The sequence below is a fragment of the Thermosipho ferrireducens genome (assembly GCF_017358165.1).
GTDB lineage: Bacteria > Thermotogota > Thermotogae > Thermotogales > Fervidobacteriaceae > Thermosipho_B > Thermosipho_B ferrireducens.
The window spans coordinates 361,003-378,229 of sequence record NZ_CP071446.1; the positions used below are offsets into that span (position 1 = coordinate 361,003).

Annotated in this window: 17 protein-coding genes; 7 read left to right on the forward strand and 10 right to left on the reverse strand. The window is 34.3% G+C overall.

Annotated features, from left to right (window positions below; all coding sequences use genetic code 11):
• The first annotated feature begins 34 nt into the window (after positions 1 to 34).
• Genes JYK00_RS01790 through JYK00_RS01810 form a run of 5 tightly spaced genes read left to right on the forward strand, consistent with a single transcriptional unit; the run spans position 35 to position 4,160 of the window.
• Positions 35 to 640 carry a deoxynucleoside kinase gene (locus JYK00_RS01790; protein WP_207567015.1) on the forward strand — a complete coding sequence of 202 codons (606 nt, stop codon included), beginning with the start codon at positions 35 to 37 and terminating at the stop codon, positions 638 to 640.
• Positions 628 to 1,260 (forward strand): deoxynucleoside kinase, encoded by a 633-nt coding sequence (locus JYK00_RS01795; RefSeq protein WP_207567016.1) that lies wholly within the window; start codon positions 628 to 630, stop codon positions 1,258 to 1,260. The genes JYK00_RS01790 and JYK00_RS01795 overlap by 13 nt, the downstream gene beginning before the upstream one ends.
• A 54-nt stretch (positions 1,261 to 1,314) precedes the next feature.
• Entirely contained in the window at positions 1,315 to 2,538 is a 1,224-nt protein-coding gene (gene clpX, locus JYK00_RS01800; protein ID WP_207567017.1) for an ATP-dependent Clp protease ATP-binding subunit ClpX, read from the forward strand.
• Positions 2,538 to 3,530 (forward strand): tRNA (adenosine(37)-N6)-threonylcarbamoyltransferase complex transferase subunit TsaD, encoded by a 993-nt coding sequence (gene tsaD, locus JYK00_RS01805; protein ID WP_207567591.1) that lies wholly within the window; start codon positions 2,538 to 2,540, stop codon positions 3,528 to 3,530. The genes clpX and tsaD overlap by 1 nt, the downstream gene beginning before the upstream one ends.
• A gap of 27 nt (positions 3,531 to 3,557) precedes the next feature.
• A complete protein-coding gene (locus JYK00_RS01810; protein WP_207567018.1) occupies positions 3,558 to 4,160 on the forward strand; it encodes an HAD family hydrolase in 603 nt (200 codons plus the stop codon).
• Between the two features lie 6 nt (positions 4,161 to 4,166).
• On the opposite strand, the gene purD is transcribed toward JYK00_RS01810, so the two are convergent.
• From purD to purE, 10 genes are read right to left on the reverse strand one after another with little or no spacing between them, the layout of a single operon-like run.
• Positions 4,167 to 5,417, reverse strand: coding sequence for a phosphoribosylamine--glycine ligase (gene purD / locus JYK00_RS01815; RefSeq protein WP_207567019.1), 1,251 nt, complete (start codon positions 5,415 to 5,417; stop codon positions 4,167 to 4,169).
• 12 nt (positions 5,418 to 5,429) lie between these two features.
• The gene (gene purH / locus JYK00_RS01820) at positions 5,430 to 6,932 is read right to left on the reverse strand and encodes a bifunctional phosphoribosylaminoimidazolecarboxamide formyltransferase/IMP cyclohydrolase (protein ID WP_207567020.1); all 1,503 of its coding nucleotides are present in this window, start codon (positions 6,930 to 6,932) and stop codon (positions 5,430 to 5,432) included.
• Complete coding sequence (gene purN / locus JYK00_RS01825) at positions 6,929 to 7,504, reverse strand: phosphoribosylglycinamide formyltransferase (RefSeq protein WP_228288184.1); 576 nt, start codon at positions 7,502 to 7,504, stop codon at positions 6,929 to 6,931. The genes purH and purN overlap by 4 nt, the downstream gene beginning before the upstream one ends.
• An 18-nt stretch (positions 7,505 to 7,522) precedes the next feature.
• Entirely contained in the window at positions 7,523 to 8,491 is a 969-nt protein-coding gene (purM, locus tag JYK00_RS01830) for a phosphoribosylformylglycinamidine cyclo-ligase (RefSeq protein WP_207567021.1), read from the reverse strand.
• Between the two features lie 4 nt (positions 8,492 to 8,495).
• On the reverse strand, positions 8,496 to 9,875 hold the full coding sequence (purF, locus tag JYK00_RS01835) for an amidophosphoribosyltransferase (protein WP_228288185.1): 1,380 nt from the start codon (positions 9,873 to 9,875) through the stop codon (positions 8,496 to 8,498).
• 2 nt (positions 9,876 to 9,877) lie between these two features.
• Positions 9,878 to 12,040, reverse strand: a complete 2,163-nt coding sequence (purL, locus tag JYK00_RS01840) for a phosphoribosylformylglycinamidine synthase subunit PurL (RefSeq protein ID WP_207567022.1) — start codon at positions 12,038 to 12,040, stop codon at positions 9,878 to 9,880.
• Entirely contained in the window at positions 12,024 to 12,695 is a 672-nt protein-coding gene (gene purQ / locus JYK00_RS01845) for a phosphoribosylformylglycinamidine synthase subunit PurQ (protein WP_207567023.1), read from the reverse strand. The genes purL and purQ overlap by 17 nt, the downstream gene beginning before the upstream one ends.
• The gene (purS, locus tag JYK00_RS01850) at positions 12,688 to 12,951 is read right to left on the reverse strand and encodes a phosphoribosylformylglycinamidine synthase subunit PurS (RefSeq protein ID WP_207567024.1); all 264 of its coding nucleotides are present in this window, start codon (positions 12,949 to 12,951) and stop codon (positions 12,688 to 12,690) included. The genes purQ and purS overlap by 8 nt, the downstream gene beginning before the upstream one ends.
• Entirely contained in the window at positions 12,948 to 13,655 is a 708-nt protein-coding gene (purC, locus tag JYK00_RS01855; protein WP_207567025.1) for a phosphoribosylaminoimidazolesuccinocarboxamide synthase, read from the reverse strand. The genes purS and purC overlap by 4 nt, the downstream gene beginning before the upstream one ends.
• The gene (purE, locus tag JYK00_RS01860) at positions 13,652 to 14,062 is read right to left on the reverse strand and encodes a 5-(carboxyamino)imidazole ribonucleotide mutase (RefSeq protein ID WP_207567026.1); all 411 of its coding nucleotides are present in this window, start codon (positions 14,060 to 14,062) and stop codon (positions 13,652 to 13,654) included. The genes purC and purE overlap by 4 nt, the downstream gene beginning before the upstream one ends.
• 375 nt (positions 14,063 to 14,437) lie before the next feature.
• Between purE and JYK00_RS01865 the strand changes: the two genes are divergently transcribed.
• Both JYK00_RS01865 and JYK00_RS01870 read left to right on the forward strand, forming a co-directional pair.
• On the forward strand, positions 14,438 to 16,030 hold the full coding sequence (locus tag JYK00_RS01865) for a bifunctional aspartate carbamoyltransferase catalytic subunit/aspartate carbamoyltransferase regulatory subunit (protein WP_228288186.1): 1,593 nt from the start codon (positions 14,438 to 14,440) through the stop codon (positions 16,028 to 16,030).
• 9 nt (positions 16,031 to 16,039) lie between these two features.
• Positions 16,040 to 17,227: a dihydroorotase gene (locus JYK00_RS01870; RefSeq protein ID WP_207567028.1), complete on the forward strand. Its 1,188-nt coding sequence runs from the start codon at positions 16,040 to 16,042 to the stop codon at positions 17,225 to 17,227.

Sequence of the window (17,227 nt, forward strand, 5' to 3'; positions counted from 1 at the left end):
CCTGGTATCCTTTTCTCAAAAAGGAGGGGAAATCTTGAGAATAAACATAGAAGGAAATATAGGTTCTGGAAAAACAACACTTGCCCAGGTTCTTTTTGAAACGTTAAAAGCGGACGAATTAATATTAGAAGAGTTCGAAAATAACCCTTATCTTCCACTTTTATACAGAGGACTTGACGTGGGATTTCAAACGGAAATGTTTTTCCTGGTTGCGCGATATAAACAATATTTATCCTCTAAGTGTAAAAATGGGCTCATTATTTCTGACTATGACATGCTGAAAAATAAAATATTTGCTTCAATCACAATTAAAAATGAAACTGAAAAAGAAAAGTTCTTCAAAATTTACAATATACTTACAGATAACATACCAAAAGCCGATATACTCATTTATATAGATACCAGTGTACCAACAATAGTGGAACGGATAAAAAAAAGAAACAGAAGTTTTGAAAATCAAATAGATATTGAATATCTTACACTCGTAGACAAAAAATACAAAGAGTACTTTTCTTTGTTGAAAAGTAGCGATTATATACACATCGATGGAGACAATTTTAACGTCTTTAATCCAGAAGAAGTTGAGAAATTACTAATCAAAATAAAAGAAAAAATGGGGGTAAAAAAATGGGTAAAATGATAGTATTGGCTGGAAACGTTGGCGCGGGAAAATCAACTTTAACAACTATGCTCGCAAACATTCTCGGTTTCAAACCGTACTATGAATCTGTAAATGACAACCCCTTTCTTGAAGACTTTTATAAGGACCAGAAAAAATGGGCTTACCATCTTCAAACGTTTTTTCTATTCCACAGATTCAATAGTATAAAACAGATAATAGAAAGTGGAGAAAACTCTGTTCTTGATCGCTCTATATATGAAGATGCAGAAATTTTTGCAAAAAATCTATATATCACAGGAAAAATGGAAGAAAGAGAATATAAAACTTATCGCCAAATATTCTATACAATGCTTGAATTTTTAAAAAAACCAGATCTCTTAATATACATTGATGCAAGCGTGGATACCATAATAGAAAGAATAAGAAAGCGTGGAAGAGAAATGGAAATGAATGTTCCAAGAGAATACTGGGAACAACTTGATAAATTATACAAAACATGGATCAAAAATTACAAAGAGTCCCCCATTTATATCATAGACGGCGATAAATATGATTTTGTAGAAAAGCCCGACCATTTCGAATATATAGTTAATGATGTGAAAAGAATGTTAAACATAGAGGAAACATATACAATGTGATATCATGTTAAAATAATGTTGAAAAATAGTAAGTAAAATTTAGGAGGCAACAAAATGGCTCAGAAATTTTGTTCTTTTTGTGGAAGAGCAGCTGAGAGAGTTGAAAAACTCATAGCAGGACCCGGTAACGTTTATATATGCAACGATTGTGTGGAAATATTTCATGACATTCTTGAAAGCGATCGAAAAGTTAAACCATTTCAGGGAAAAATTAAAAAACTTCCAAAGCCTTCGGAAATCAAAGCAGAACTGGATAAATACGTTATTGGCCAGGAAAGGGTCAAAAAAATACTGTCTGTAGGAGTTTACAACCACTATAAACGAGTATTTTCAGGGATAAATTTTGATGATGTGGAAGTTGAGAAATCTAACGTTATTCTAATAGGCCCAACGGGAAGTGGTAAAACACTCATTGCAAGGACACTTGCAAAGATCCTCGATGTTCCTTTTGCTATAGCAGATGCAACACCTCTTACAGAAGCAGGGTATGTGGGCGAAGACGTAGAAAATGTCATTTTAAGACTTTTAGAAGTGACAAACTTCGATGTAGAAAGAGCACAGTATGGAATAATATATATAGACGAAATCGATAAAATTGCAAGAAAATCTCCTAATCCATCTATTACCCGTGATGTTTCAGGCGAAGGGGTTCAACAAGCTCTATTGAAAATTGTAGAAGGAACGATTGCTAATGTTCCCCCACAGGGAGGAAGAAAACATCCATATCAGGAATTTATAAAAATAGACACTTCTAACATACTTTTCATAGTTGGTGGAGCGTTCGACGGCTTAGAAGAAATTATAAAGAGAAGAATACAGAGCAGCGCGCTTGGGTTCAATGCACCTGTAAAAAGTAAAAAGGAGCTTAAACTCGGAGAAATTTTATCTCATGTTACACCAGATGATTTAGTACAATATGGCCTTATACCGGAGTTTGTTGGAAGATTCCCTGTTATTGGAGCGCTTGCAGATCTCAGCGAAGATGAAATGGTTCGTATATTAACAGAGCCAAAAAATGCTATTCTCAAACAATATAAAAAGCTGTTTGAAATAGACAACATAGAATTAGAAGTGACCCAGGAAGCACTCTATGCGATAGCAAAAAAGGCCTTAGAGCGCGGAACCGGTGCAAGAGCACTAAAAAGCGTTTTCGAAGAAACAATGATAGATATAATGTTTGAACTCCCAGACTTGAAAAACATAGAAAAGGTTATAGTAACAGAAGAATGTATAATAAAACACAAAAAGCCTGAACTCGTTATGAAGGAGTCAGCTTGATGCTTGTGCTTGGGATAGAAACATCGTGCGATGAAACTTCTGTAGCAGTTCTAAAAGATGGGAAGATTTTAAGCAATGTCGTGGCTTCACAAATAGAGATACATAAAAAATTTGGAGGAGTTGTTCCAGAAATAGCAGCAAGGCATCACCTTACAAATTTACCTATAGTTTTTAAAGAAGCATTGTCAAAAGCTAACATTAAACTCAATGAATTAAATGGAATTGCCGTAACTTACGGCCCCGGACTTATAGGGGCCCTTCTTGTTGGATTGTCATTTGCAAAAGGATTATCACTAAGCCTTAACATACCGTTTGTAGGTGTAAATCATATAATTGGTCATATTTTTGCAAATTATATAGTTTACCCCGATTTAAAACCTCCTTTCATTGTGTTAATGGTATCAGGGGGACATACAGAAATACTGAAAGTATCAGACTATGAAAACATAGAAGTACTGGGGAAAACAGTTGATGATGCCGCAGGAGAAGCTTTTGACAAAGTAGCAAGAATCCTTGGATTAGGTTATCCCGGAGGCCCAGAAATAGAAAAAGCAGCATTAACCGGCAAAAAAGATAGATTCAAGTTCCCAAGGCCATTGCTTAACAGCAATGATTATAACTTTAGTTTTTCAGGGCTAAAGACTTCTGTACTGTACAAAACAAAAGAATTTCAAAATGAAAGCATCCCTGTAGAAGACATAGCTGCATCATTTCAGGAAGCCGTCGTTGAAATTTTGCTGAAAAAAACCTTTAAAGCCGCAAGAAACAGCGGCATAAGAACCATTGTGCTTGCCGGGGGTGTGGCGGCAAATAAAAGACTTAGAGAAGAAGCTAACAAACTTGCTAATGCTTACAATTACAATATTTTAATACCTCCTCTTCAATACTGTACAGACAATGCGGCAATGATTGCAATGGCAGGTTATTACAAACTATCCAAAAAACAATTTGACGACATCAGTCTTGAAGCTGTACCAAATCTCACAATATGATACAGAGAATTTGAGGAGTGATAATTAATGACCATAGACACGGTAATTTTCGACCTTGGAAGAGTCCTGATAAACTGGTACCCATACAAATATATGAAAGAGAAATTCGGAGAAGATTTAGCAGAAAAACTCAATAAGGCAATATTCAATGCCACTGAGTGGAACTTAATGGACAAGGGACTTCTATCAGAAGAGGAACTCTGGAATTTACATCTCAAAAGGTTCCCGGATTTGAAATTTTATATAGAACATCTAAAATCAAAAGTCACAGAATTTCTCACACCAATTGAAGATAACATAAAACTTATCCCTAAACTAAAAGAAAAAGGTTACAGGCTTTTTATACTATCGAATTTCAGTAAAAATAGCTTTGAAGCAATATACAAGAAATACGACTTTTTTAATTATTTTGATGGAATGGTTATCTCGAGTCATCATAAAACGGTTAAACCCGAAAAAAAGATTTACCAGATCCTGATTGAAAAGTACAATATAACCCCATCTACGTCTCTATTCATAGACGATAAAATTGAAAATATAAACACCGCTCGCGAATTAGGTTTTTCAACCATTCATCTTGAAAATCCTTTAGAACTTAAAAAGCAATTAAAAAATATGATGATAATATAGAAAAATTCAAACCTTTCCAATATCTTTTCTATAATAGATATTTTTAAAATGAACTCTTTTTATTGAATTATAGACCCTGTATCTGGCCTCTAAAATATCTTTGCCAAGTTCTACAACAGCAAGCACTCTTCCACCATTGGTTAACAACTTACCATTTTTGTACTTCACTCCCGCAAAAAATATCGTGGAAATATCTGACGTTGCATTAACTTTTATCTCAAATCCTTTTTCATAATTAAATGGATAACCTTTAGAAGCTGCAACAACACAGCACGAAACTGCGTTCTTCCATTTTAACTTGAGGTTCTCCAGCTCTCTGTTTTCAACATGTTCAAACACTTCCAGTAAATCTGTTTCAAGAAGTGGCAGTATAGCCTGAGTTTCTGGATCACCAAATCTTACATTATACTCCAGCAAATAAGGCTCATCTTCCTTTATCATTAATCCTATAAACAATATACCTGTGTACTCCAATTTCTCTTTTATTATACCTTCAATAGTTGGCTCAATGATCTTCCTTTGTATTTTCCTTTTCAATTCTCCTTTAAACTCAGGATGTGGTGAAATAGCTCCCATTCCTCCAGTATTTGCGCCTTTTTCACCTTCTAAAGCCTTTTTATGATCTTTAGCTGTCTGAAAAATTCTATAGCTTTTACCATCCAGAAGTATGAACACAGACATTTCAAAACCTTTCAAAAATTGTTCTACAACTATTCTTTTTCCAGCGCCTGAAAATATACCTTTTTCCATTAAATTTGTTACAGCTTCTTGAGCTTCAGAAAAATCGTTGACAATTGTAACTCCTTTCCCGGCAGCCAGTCCATCTGCTTTAATTACAACAGGAAATTTTACATTCTTCAAATAGTCCAGAGCTTTTGTATAGTTATCAAACACCTCATAATTCGCTGTTTGAACCCCATATTTTTTTGCAAAGTTTTTAGCAAAAACTTTACTTCCCTCAAGAGAGGCCGCTTTTTTATCCGGGCCTATTATTTTCAAATCATATTTTTTAAATTCATCAACGATGCCATTCACTAAATAATCTTCCGGACCAACAACTGTCAGTTTTACATTGTTTTCCTTTGCAAATAAAGCTATATCCTTTACATCCGATATGTTAACATTTTCGCATTTTTGCTCCAGAGCAGTTCCTCCATTTCCTGGAACACAATATATTTTCTTTATTCTTTTGCTTTGAGCAAGCTTCCACGCTAAAGCATGCTCTCTCCCACCGCTGCCAATTACCATAACTTTCATGTTTTACCACCCCTAATGTTTAAAATGCCTCATGCCCGTAAATACCATTGCGATTCCAAGCTCTTCTGCTGCCTTTATTGAATCATTATCCCTGATAGAACCACCTGGTTGTATTATGGCCTTTATTTTATATTCGCCCGCTTTTCTTACAACATCGTCAAATGGAAAGAAAGCATCTGAAGCAAGTACTACCCCATCTTTTGCTCTATCAAGAGCATCGATTGCCGCCCATATCCTATTTGGTTGACCTGAACCTATTCCTTTTGCCGCTTTATCCTTCGACACCACAATTGCATTTGACTTTGCATGCTTGACTACCTTGAAAGCAAATATTAACTCTTCCATCAGGGAATCACTGACCTTTTCACCGGTAACCAGTTTTAAATTTTCAAACAATTCAACATCCCTTTCCTGTACAAGAACCCCTCCATCTACAGTCGAAAATTCCAGCTTATCCTCTGGCTTTTTGCTAGCTTTTATGATCCTCAAATTCTTCTTTTTTGACAGTATTTCCAGAGCTTCGTCTTCAAAATCAGGAGCGATGATCACTTCCAGGAAGATCTTTTTCATTTCACTTGCTGTTTGCGCAGTAACCTTATGGTTAAACGCAACTATTCCCCCAAATATTGACACTGGATCACATTCATACGCCTTTTTAAAAGCTTCCAGATTATTTGTTCCAATTGCTACACCACACGGGGTTTGATGTTTTACAGCACAGCACACCATTTCATCATCAAATTCATTTACGATCTTCCACGCAACATCGATATCTTTAAAATTGTTATAAGATAACTCCTTACCATTTAACTGTTCAAATGTATTAAAAAAACCTTCTTCAAAAGAATTTTCGTAGAAAACAGCCCTTTGATGGGGATTTTCCCCGTACCTTAATTCTTTTTTTCTCTTTAAAGAGGGTGTAAAATACTCTGGAAAATAATTTTTGGACAACCTGTTAAAATAGTTTGAAATTAAAGAATCATAATACGCAGTTAAGTTGAACGCCTTGGCCGCTAAATACAACCGTGTTTCATAATCAATAAAACCTTTTTTGATTTTTTCCATAACAAGTTTAATATCGCCTGGATCCACAAGAACAATTGTGTTTTCAAAATTTTTCGCTGCTGCTCTTATCAAAGTCGGGCCACCAATATCAATATATTCGATCAGATCTTTTATTTTCAAACCTTCTTTTAATTTTTCTTCAAATGGATAAAGATTTACGTAAACAAGATCTATCTTTTTAATGTTTAACTTCTCCAATATTTCTTTATCTTCCATCGTATCCCTTGCTAAAATTCCTCCATGAACCTTTGGATGCAATGTTTTTACCCTTCCATCAAGAATTTCTGGAAAATTTGTTATCTTTTCAATATCTATCACGTTAATTCCTTTTTTCAGTAAATACTTGGCCGTATTGCCAGTAGAGATTATTTCGAAATCATTTTCTACCAGTGCAGCTGCCAGAAATTCTACATTTGATTTATCAAACACACTTATTAATGCTCTTTTCATTTATCTCCCTCCTGCGATTGTAAAATTTCATCTATTATTTTGGGAAATAATTTATGCTCCAATTTATGTATCTTTATTTCCAGCGTTTCAAGTGTGTCTTCATTTTCTATTTTCACAACTTCCTGAGCAATAATCTCACCTGCGTCTAATTCTTCATTTACATAATGCACTGTAACTCCCGTATATTTGACCCCATACTCAAAAGCCTGCTTTATAGCGTTTAAGCCTTTAAAGGCTGGAAGTAATGATGGATGAATATTAATAATTTTGTTTCTAAAATAGTCTACTATGTAAGAAGGTAAAATTTTCTTATAACCTGCCAGGACTATTAAATCAGGTGTTTCATTTTTTAATTCCTTAAAAATTGCTTTATCAAATTCTTCTCTGGTTCTATACCTCTTATAATCTATTAACCTGTATGCTATTTTTAATTTTTCTGCTCTTTTTAAAACATATGCATTTTTGCTATCACAAATTAGTTTTATAATGTACTTTTCACCGAGCGCCTTAACAATCGCTTCAAAGTTACTTCCATTTCCCGAAGCCAGAATAACCATTTTTTTCTTTTTCACAATTTCAACCTCTTTTAACTAAAAACTAATTTTGATTTTTTCATTGCCCAAAGTTACTTTTCCAAGTAAAATTACATCTTCTCCAAATGTTTTAAGAATATCCCTTACTGTATCAAAATTACGTTCATCAAGGATATAAACCATTCCTATTCCCATATTAAAAACTCTGAATGCTTCTTTTAATAGAACACCAGTATTTAAAATCTCCTTAAAAACTTCTGGTATCTCCCAGGTAAATTTTATGTTAGCTGTTAACCCATCTGGTATTACTCTTGGTACATTTTCAACTATCCCACCACCTGTGATATGCGCTGCTGACTTTATATATTTAGAAACTGCAAGGGTTTGATTTACCACTAACTTTGTAGGAGCTATGAGATCTTCTGTAAATTTTAATTTCCCCATCTCCAGCAACTTTCTAACAAGAGAAAACCCATTTGAATGAATACCATTTGACTTCAAGCCAATTATGATATCTCCCTCACAAACTTTGTGTTTCCCAAGCATTTCTTCTTTTTCGACAACCCCAACTCCAAAACCAGCAACGTCAACTCTACCATTTATTAACAGGCCTGGCAATTCAGCTGTTTCACCACCTATTAACTTACAATTTACGCTTTCCAGCACTTTCACCAGATTATTTAAAAATTCAGAACCATCTTCACTATTCAATTTTCCTGTTGCATAGTAATCGAGAAAAAACAAAGGCTTTGCACCAACACAAACAATATCATTCAATACCATCGCTGCCAGATCCTGCGCTGCAATATCCCACCTTTTCTTCTTTTCAAGAAGTATCATTTTTGTTCCTACTCCATCTGTACTCATCACAAGCACAGGCTCTTTGTATTCGCCTACAATATTTTTTATGGGAAAAACAGCCCCATACATTCCAGCATTTTCTTTCAATTTGTCTTTTATAGACTCAACCATTTTATTTGCTTCATTTATATTAACCCCACTATCTTCGTAATTTACATATTCCATTTTCTCACCTCGTATTAACTCTCTTTATATTTTCAATAAAACAATTAAAACAATAATTGTCATATTCTGACATCAAAAAACTTTTAATACTCTTTAATGATACATAGCCAATAGAATCCGCTTCTATCTCTTTAACCATCTCATCAAGAGAAAAGTTTGCTGCTATTAATTCACGTTTATCAGGGATATCAACTCCCCAGCGGCATGTGTTTATAACTTTTGGGCTGGCTATTCTAACATGAACCTCTTTTGCTCCAGAATCTTTGAGCATTTTAACTATCTTTTTCATTGTAGTCCCACGCACAATTGAATCGTCAACTAATACTATCTTTTTTCCTTTTATCACCTCAGGAATTGGAGGAAGTTTTCTTTTAACACCTATTTCCCTTTCTCTTTGATCAGGAGATATAAATGTTCTTCCAACATATCTATTTCTCATAAGTCCCATTTCTATAGGAATTTTGCTTTCTTTTGAATAACCAATAGCTGCTGAAAAACCGCTGTCAAGAACAGGAACTACTATGTCAGCATCAACTGGATTTTCTCTGGCGCATAATTCTCCTAACTTCTTTCTTACAAAATGGACGTTTTTTCCAAAAATGTTTGAATCCGGCCGTGCAAAATAAATATGCTCAAAAAAGCAAAACATTTTCTCGGTGTCTGGTACCCTATATTTTTTTACACCATGCACAGAAAATTCTATCGCTTCTCCTGGATTTATTTCATAGACTTTTTCAGAAGCAGCATTCAAGAAATTAAAAGCGCTATCTTCTGATGAAACAAAATAACCTTCTTTTGAAACATAATAAAAAAGAGGTCTATACCCTTTCTTATCCCTTACTGCAATCATCCTATCTTTAAACAAAATCAACAAGGAATACGAAGGAAAAATGTTTTCAAAAATAATCTGCGCAATATCTTCAAGAGTCCATTTTGAAATTCTTTTATTCAATTTCTTAATTAACATGTGTAGTATAATCTCTGTGTCTGTTTCCGTTAGAAAAATAGTTCCAGTTTTTTCAAAATAGTTTCTCAAATCTTCCGCGTTTTCTATCTGTCCATTATGTGCTATAGCAAAATGCTCATTTCGAAATCTTACATGGAAAGGTTGAGAATTTTGAATATCTGATCTGCCTCTTGTTGAATATCTTACGTGACCAATAGCATTGAAACTTTTGAACTTTTTCATCACTCCGTTGCCAAAAACCTCGGTAACCATTCCCATCTTTTTATACACTTTTAATTCTTCTTTTTCTACATACGCTATACCAGCCGATTCCTGCCCCCTATGCTGTAGTGCTATTAATCCTTCTATTACATAGGGCACAGCATTTTCACCGTTTAACATTAACGCACCGAAAATGCCGCATGATTCCATAATCATAACTATTCCTCCATGTACTTTTCAATAGTTTTTGTATACAAAGTGTATAAATCGTTGAAATCAAGACGTCCAAAACCAAGTTCAATGCCATAATCCGGGGGCATTACCTCACCTAACAATTTAAACGGAACTTTAGAACTTTTCAACGTTGACTCAAAAAGCTCTACCTTTTCAGGGGACACAGACACAATAAATCTTGATTGATTTTCACCAAATAATTCTTCAAGACTTTGTCCAAGTATTCCCTTAAAGCCTTTCTCTCCATTCAACGCTGATTCAAGAACAGCTATCGCTATTCCGCCTTTAGAAACATCGTGTACAGAATTTACCAGTTTCATTTTTATCAATTTCAAAATGATATTTTGAAGTTTTAATTCAAATTTTATATTTACAGTATCAATTCTTCCTCCTATAAATCCTTTCAAAATCCTTTGATATATACTTCCCCCTATTTTGTCTTTATCAATATTCACTTTACCCACTAAATACACTTTATCCGCAGGATTTTTAAACTTCATATCCATAATGCTATTAATATCAGCTTCCCCAACCATTCCTATAACAGGAGTTGGAAAGATAGAACTATTTTCAGATTCATTATAAAAACTCACATTTCCTCCAGTTATTGGTATTTTTAACGCTCTGCAAGCTTCTGATATGCCTTCTATGCTCTGTTCAAATTGCCACATCACTACATCATCCTCAGGATTACCAAAATTCATGTTATCTGTGGCACCTAACGGCTTTGCACCAATAGAAATTAGATTCCTTGCAGCTTCAAATACTACGTTTTTGCTTCCTTCGTATGGATCCAGGTACGTATATAAATGATTTCCATCAATTGTAACCCCTATAGCTTTGTTAGTCCCTTTAATCCATATTAAAGCTCCATCGCCATTTCCTGGAGAAATAATAGTATTTGTTCCAACTTTATAATCGTATTGCTCATATATCCAGGATTTTTTTACTATATTTAAGTTACCAAGCACTTTGAACAAGGCTTCCTCTGGTTTAAGATCTATTTCAAACTTTTTATTTCTGATAATTGTTATATATTCTGGTTGCTTGGTTTTTCTATACATAGAGGGGGCATCAACCAGAGAAGATATTGGCAATTCAGTTAGGACCTCTCCATTTTTCATAACCTTTATATTGTTCCCTTTGATGGTTTTTCCAATTACCGCAAAGCTAAGGAAATATTTTTTCGCAATTTTTTCCACACTTTCCTCAGTACCAGGTTCAACCAAAAACAGCATACGTTCCTGAGATTCTGAAAGTAATATCTCCCAGGGTTCCATATCTTTTTCCCTTAAAGGAACTTTCTCCATATATAATTCACATCCAAGATTTCCTTTAAATGCCATTTCTGAGGAAGAACTTAAAATCCCGGCTGCTCCCATATCCTGACAGGCTAAAACACCATCTAACTTCAAAATTTCCAGTGTAGCTTCTATGAGGTTTTTTTCTGAAAAGGGGTCCCCTACCTGAACTGATGATCTCTCATCTTCCCCGGTTAATTCTTTTGACGCAAATGAAGCCCCATGAATACCATCCCTACCTGTTTTTGAACCAACATAAACGTATAATTTATCATGTGAAGTCGCTTTCGAAGAAGCCAGATCCGATATCCTTGAAATTCCAACGCACATTACATTTACCAGCGGATTAGTGTTATAGCTCTCGTCAAAATAAGTCTCCCCCGCAACTGTAGGAACTCCTATAGAATTCCCATAACCACTTATGCCTGCTACTACTCCTTCAAAAATATTTTTTGACCTTTCATCTTTCCCAAATCTTAATGAATCAAGTAGAGCAATGGGCCTTGCGCCCATTGCCAAAATATCTCTAACTATACCTCCTATACCAGTTGCAGCTCCTTGATATGGTTCAACTGCGCTTGGATGATTGTGACTTTCCACCTTAAACACTATTGCATGATCACCTATACTCACATAGCCTGCATTTTCATTCTCAATATTCCTTGGCAATCGTTTTAACAATTCTTTCGAATGTTTATATCCACAGTGTTCTGACCACTGAGCTGAATACATGTATATTTCAAGAGCATCTGGCTCTCTCCCCAGATCTTCTTTTATCTTTTCATATTCAAAATCTTTTAAACCAAGCTCCGAATACAACTTATTCATTTTATTCATCTCGTTCATTTTCCAGGAACCTCCTGATAGAAAGTAAAATTTCCAGCCCATCGCCGTTTCCTAAAAGTTTTACAGAATTTCTTTCAGGGTGAGGCATCATACCAAGAACGTTGAATTTTTCGTTGTATATCCCTGCTATGTTTCCAATTGAACCGTTGGGGTTATCGATATATTCAAAGGCTATCTGATTATTTTGTTTTAACCTTTTATAATCGCTAATATAATAATTTCCTTCAGCGTGTGCAATAGGTATAACAAGCTCTTCTTTAGATATAAATTTGCTAAATGGTGTATTCTTATTAACTACTCTGATTACCACATCTTTACATATAAACTTTAAAGAATTGTTCCGTGAAAGAGCCCCGGGTAATATTCCAGCTTCTGTCAAAATCTGAAATCCATTACAAACTCCTATCACCAATCCTTTTTCTTTTAATACAAATTTCTCTATTTCACCCATCACAGGAGAAAATCTTGCAAGAGCTCCCGCTCTTAAATAATCTCCGTATGAAAATCCACCTGGAATAAATATCAAATCATAATTTTCTACGCTTTTAAAATCATGCCATACATACTCTGTTTCAAATCCAGCCATTTTCAGTGCAAATTCAGCATCTCTATCACAATTAGTCCCTGGAAACACTATTATTCCTGCTTTAACCATTTTCCGACTCCCTCACCAATTTTAATTCATAATTTTCTAAAACGGGGTTTATTAAAACTCTATATGTTATCTCTTTAGCTACTTTTTTGGCAGTTTCCAGATCTTCAGCGCTGACTTCAAAAGTAACCAATTTACCAAATCGCACATTATACACAGAATAATTCAATCTTTTCAGAACTTTTTGTGTTGCTATTCCCTGAGGATCCAGAATACCATCTTTTAATGTAATTAAAGCTTCAAAAAGGAAAGACCTCATAAGCCTATCCTCCTTAAAAATTCTGAATATCGTTCAACTAAATCTCCCGTTTCTTCTCTGTAAACGTCTTTGTCAAGAGATTCCATTGTGTTTTTATCCCAGAATCTACATGTATCTGGCGATATTTCATCTGCTAAATATATATTTCCATCTTTTACTCCAAATTCGAGTTTAAAATCAACTAAAATAATATTACTCTGTGAAAGTAATCTGGTAAGAATTTCATTGATCTTCCGGGCATAATGCTCAATTTTCTCCAGAATATCTCCATCAACCAGTTCAAGAGAAAGAATCACGTTTTTGCAAATCATTGGATCTCCAAGTTCATCATCTTTCAAAGAAAACTCCACAATAGGCTCTTTTAACTTTATTCCTTTTTTTACCCCGTATCGTTTACAAAAACTACCTGCTGTATAATTTCTGACGATAACCTCAAGAGGTATTATATCCAGTTTTCTTGCAACAAAAGATGTTTCATCAAGGTCTTTTATAAACTGTGTTGGAACACCTTTTTCCTCAAGAATCTTGAAAAAGAATACACTTATCTTTTTATTAATCTTCCCTTTTCCTGAAATAGAATCCTTTTTTTCTCCATTAAAAGCTGTAACGTCATCTTTAAAATAAATTACTACCTCATCTTTCGATTTTTCAAATATCTTTTTCGCCTTTCCTTCGTACAACATCTTTAAACCATGGAAGCTCATTTGCTCACCTCCAGATCAAGAATTCTTTTTGCAAAATAAGCCGCGTTTCTCATCCCATGATTACCTATACCCATAGTACCCACAGGTACCCCTTTGGGCATTTGTACAATAGAAAGCAAAGCATCTATTCCATTAAGCGGTCCAACGTTATTTGGAACACCGATCACCGGAAGGGAAGTCATGGAAGCCACTACACCAGGTAAAGCCGCTGCAAGGCCTGCAACCGCAATTATAACTTTAAAATCAGACTCTAAATTCTTCAAAAATTCTATTAACTCCTCCAGATTTCTATGGGCACTAAAAATCCTGAACTCATATTCTATTCCCCATTCATCAAATAAATCAAGAGCCTGTTTAACAAAATTTTCATCCGATTTACTTCCAGCAATAATTAATACTTTTGCCATACCGCACCTCCTCTTGTTTTCAAAAAAGTAATTTACACGGCATATATAACAATTTCGCGCAAATAACCGTGTATATTAATAAAAATCTTATTATTATGTGTTTTTGCATACTATTTCACGCCTAAATCATAACATATAGAATTTTTCCTGGCAAATTTGAAAAAAACAGGTTGACTCACGTTTATACAAAAAGTTTAGATGTAACTAAATTCTAAATAAAAAGAAATGTTTACAATCTTTTATAAATTCATATTGATTTTTTTTATTCTTTTAGTATTTTCCTTTTTTTATTACTTTCGTTACCTGATGTTAATTGCCATTTCCAGAAGAAAAGTTGTATTATATTCAAGAATAAATCTTCGGGGGGTGATGATTTTGGAAAATCTGGCTGAAAAAGACAGTTTTCTAAGCAGGTCTCTCACAGTAATAAGTGATTTAAGCGTGGATGAACAACTGTTTCTCTATCATCAAACAAGAAGGCTAAAGCAAAAGTGGAAGAACAAAGAAGATCTATCCGAATTTATGATAAAAAAGAACGTAGGAATTTACATTGTCTTCATAGAACCAAGCACAAGAACAAAAGAATCATTCATAAATGCCTCCAAATTTCACAGAAATGCCCGCGTTACAATATTCGATTCCACTCACTCCTCCTTCAACAAAAAAGAAAGCTATGTAGACACATTCAATATGCTCACAGGTTACAATGATTATTCTATTTTCGTAGTACGGTCAAAACTCGAAGGTACATGTAAATTACTTAAAGAATCTGTTTCTCAATTTGCTCATAGAAATGGCCTTCCTGCTCCTTCATTTATAAACGCGGGAGATGGAAAACATGAACATCCTACCCAGGAATTGCTCGATGAATATACTTTCTTAGAACAAAACAATTTTGATAATAGCTTTATTCATATAGCCCTTATTGGTGACCTACTTCATGGAAGAACTGTACATTCAAAGGTTAATGGACTGAAAATTTTTAAAAACGTAAAAGTAGATTTAATTGCCCCTCCAGAAATTGCTATGCCCACCCATTATGTTGAGAAAATGAAAAAAAATGGCTTTGAAGTTAGAATTTTCTCATCTATTTCTGAGTATTTAAAGCAAAATGACGTTTCAAAGATCTGGTATTTTACAAGGCTTCAATTAGAGCGGATGGGAGAGGATATTTTAGAAAAGGAGTTTATTTTAAGAAAGGCCGTTACCTTCCAGAAAGATTTCCTTCCTCTCCTCCCACCAGAAACGAAATTCTATCACCCTCTTCCCAGACACAAAATACACCCAACCATTCCGCATTTTCTTGATTCTCTTTCTTTAAATGGCTGGGAAAAACAGGCAATAAATGGGTATTGGACAAGAATAATACTTCTTTCAATGTTCGGTGGAGCTTTAAAATATAAAAGTACAAACTCCAGAGAAAATATTCCAGGTAAAGAGGAGGACTTTATAATAAAAGCTCCGATACTTAACGGAACAAAGGGTGTTCAAAAAGATGGCAAAAGAGGAATTAAACCCATTGAAAATGGAACAGTCATTGACCATATTGCAAAAGGCAAAAATGTAGAAGAAATCTATTCCACCATAGTAAAAATAAGAAAAATACTAAAACTTTATTATGTGGACAGCACCGATGGGATATTCCGCTCAGAAAACGGAGACTTAAAAGGCTATATTAGCCTTCCAGATAAATACCTCACAAAAAAGGAAATTAAGAAACTCTCTGCTATCTCACCGAACACAACTGTGAATATCATTAAAGATTCACGTGTTGTGGAAAAATACAGAATAACACTTCCTCCAAGAATTTACGGATTTGCAGAACTGAAATGTAAGAATGAAAATTGTATTACAAATCCTGTACATGGTGAAAATGTACAGGGTTCATTTGTGAAGGATGAAAATGGATTCCTCGTATGTGAATATTGCGAAACTCCGCATACGTTTGAAGAAATATGGAATATTTAGGTGAAAAACATGAAGATGTTAATCAAAAATTCAAAAGTAATTTCGCACTCAACCAATGGTTATTTCAATATTCTTATAGAAGATCATCTAATAAGAAAAATAACAACCAATATTCCTGAAGCTGACATTGTTATAGATGCTTCAAATCTTATAACTATTCCTGGAATTATAGATATGCACGCTCATCTAAGGGAACCTGGCTACGAATACAAAGAAACGCTAAAAACAGGATTAATGGCAGCAGTCCACGGTGGAGTTACAACACTTGGAATTATGCCAAATACAAATCCATCAATTGATAATTTAAAAATTGCAAACAATATAAAAACCAGAGCACAGGCTTACAACCTCGCCAGACCAATTATCATACCATCCCTTACAAAAAATAGAGCAGGAAAAGAGTTGAACAACATCAAATTGTTAATAAAAAATGGTTATAAATTTTTTTCAGACGACGGAAATCCAATATACGACGCCAAAATAATGTTTGAATCATTAACTATTCTTAAAAAATTCAATGGGATAATAATTAATCACTGTGAAGATACCAGGTTTAAAAACACCGATTTGTTTGAATCTTTGATGGTGGCAAGAGATGTTGAACTTTCAAAATATACTGGAGCGCGAGTTCACATTGCACACATTTCCACATCGAATACCATTGATTTAATAAAATACGCAAAATCAGAAAATATAAACATAACATGTGAAGTAACATTTCATCACCTGCTGCTGACAAACCGGGAAAAAGATCCCCTTAAAAAAATTAATCCTCCCCTTCCCGATATACAAACCCAAAAAAAGCTAATTGAAAATCTTGAGCACATAGACATCATAGTAAGTGATCATGCTCCTCATTCTTTTGAAGAAAAAAATTTAGAATACGAAAATGCCCCAAATGGAATTTCCGGACTAGATGTCTTCTTTCCTGCACTCTGTAGTATTTCCAAAAAATACAATATAGACCTTGAAAAACTAATTGAAAAAGTCACCTATCAACCTGCAAAAATATTTAACTTAAACAATATAGGAGATATCAAAGAGGGGTACTATGCAGATATTGTACTGGTAGATACAAATAAAACATGGGATGGAAAAATATTTTCGAAAGGAAAAAATCTACCTTACAAACAATTGCATGGCAAAGTTATCTTAACAATAGTAAACGGGGAAATAAAATACGATGGGAGGAAATAG

Bases quoted from the DNA above. Each gene is read 5' to 3' on its own strand.
- purE (WP_207567026.1), bottom strand. From the start codon at position 14,062: ATGGCAAAAGTATTAATTATTGCTGGAAGTAAATCGGATGAAAATTTT.
- tsaD (WP_207567591.1), top strand. From the start codon at position 2,538: ATGCTTGTGCTTGGGATAGAAACATCGTGCGATGAAACTTCTGTAGCA.
- purS (WP_207567024.1), bottom strand. From the start codon at position 12,951: ATGAGGTCTTTCCTTTTTGAAGCTTTAATTACATTAAAAGATGGTATT.
- purH (WP_207567020.1), bottom strand. From the start codon at position 6,932: ATGAAAAGAGCATTAATAAGTGTGTTTGATAAATCAAATGTAGAATTT.
- purD (WP_207567019.1), bottom strand. From the start codon at position 5,417: ATGAAAGTTATGGTAATTGGCAGCGGTGGGAGAGAGCATGCTTTAGCG.
- purF (WP_228288185.1), bottom strand. From the start codon at position 9,875: ATGATTATGGAATCATGCGGCATTTTCGGTGCGTTAATGTTAAACGGT.
- purM (WP_207567021.1), bottom strand. From the start codon at position 8,491: ATGGAATATGTAAATTACGAAGATAGTGGGGTTAATATAAATGAAGCA.
- purQ (WP_207567023.1), bottom strand. From the start codon at position 12,695: ATGGTTAAAGCAGGAATAATAGTGTTTCCAGGGACTAATTGTGATAGA.
- purC (WP_207567025.1), bottom strand. From the start codon at position 13,655: ATGAGCTTCCATGGTTTAAAGATGTTGTACGAAGGAAAGGCGAAAAAG.
- JYK00_RS01870 (WP_207567028.1), top strand. From the start codon at position 16,040: ATGAAGATGTTAATCAAAAATTCAAAAGTAATTTCGCACTCAACCAAT.
- purL (WP_207567022.1), bottom strand. From the start codon at position 12,040: ATGAACGAGATGAATAAAATGAATAAGTTGTATTCGGAGCTTGGTTTA.
- JYK00_RS01795 (WP_207567016.1), top strand. From the start codon at position 628: ATGGGTAAAATGATAGTATTGGCTGGAAACGTTGGCGCGGGAAAATCA.
- clpX (WP_207567017.1), top strand. From the start codon at position 1,315: ATGGCTCAGAAATTTTGTTCTTTTTGTGGAAGAGCAGCTGAGAGAGTT.
- JYK00_RS01810 (WP_207567018.1), top strand. From the start codon at position 3,558: ATGACCATAGACACGGTAATTTTCGACCTTGGAAGAGTCCTGATAAAC.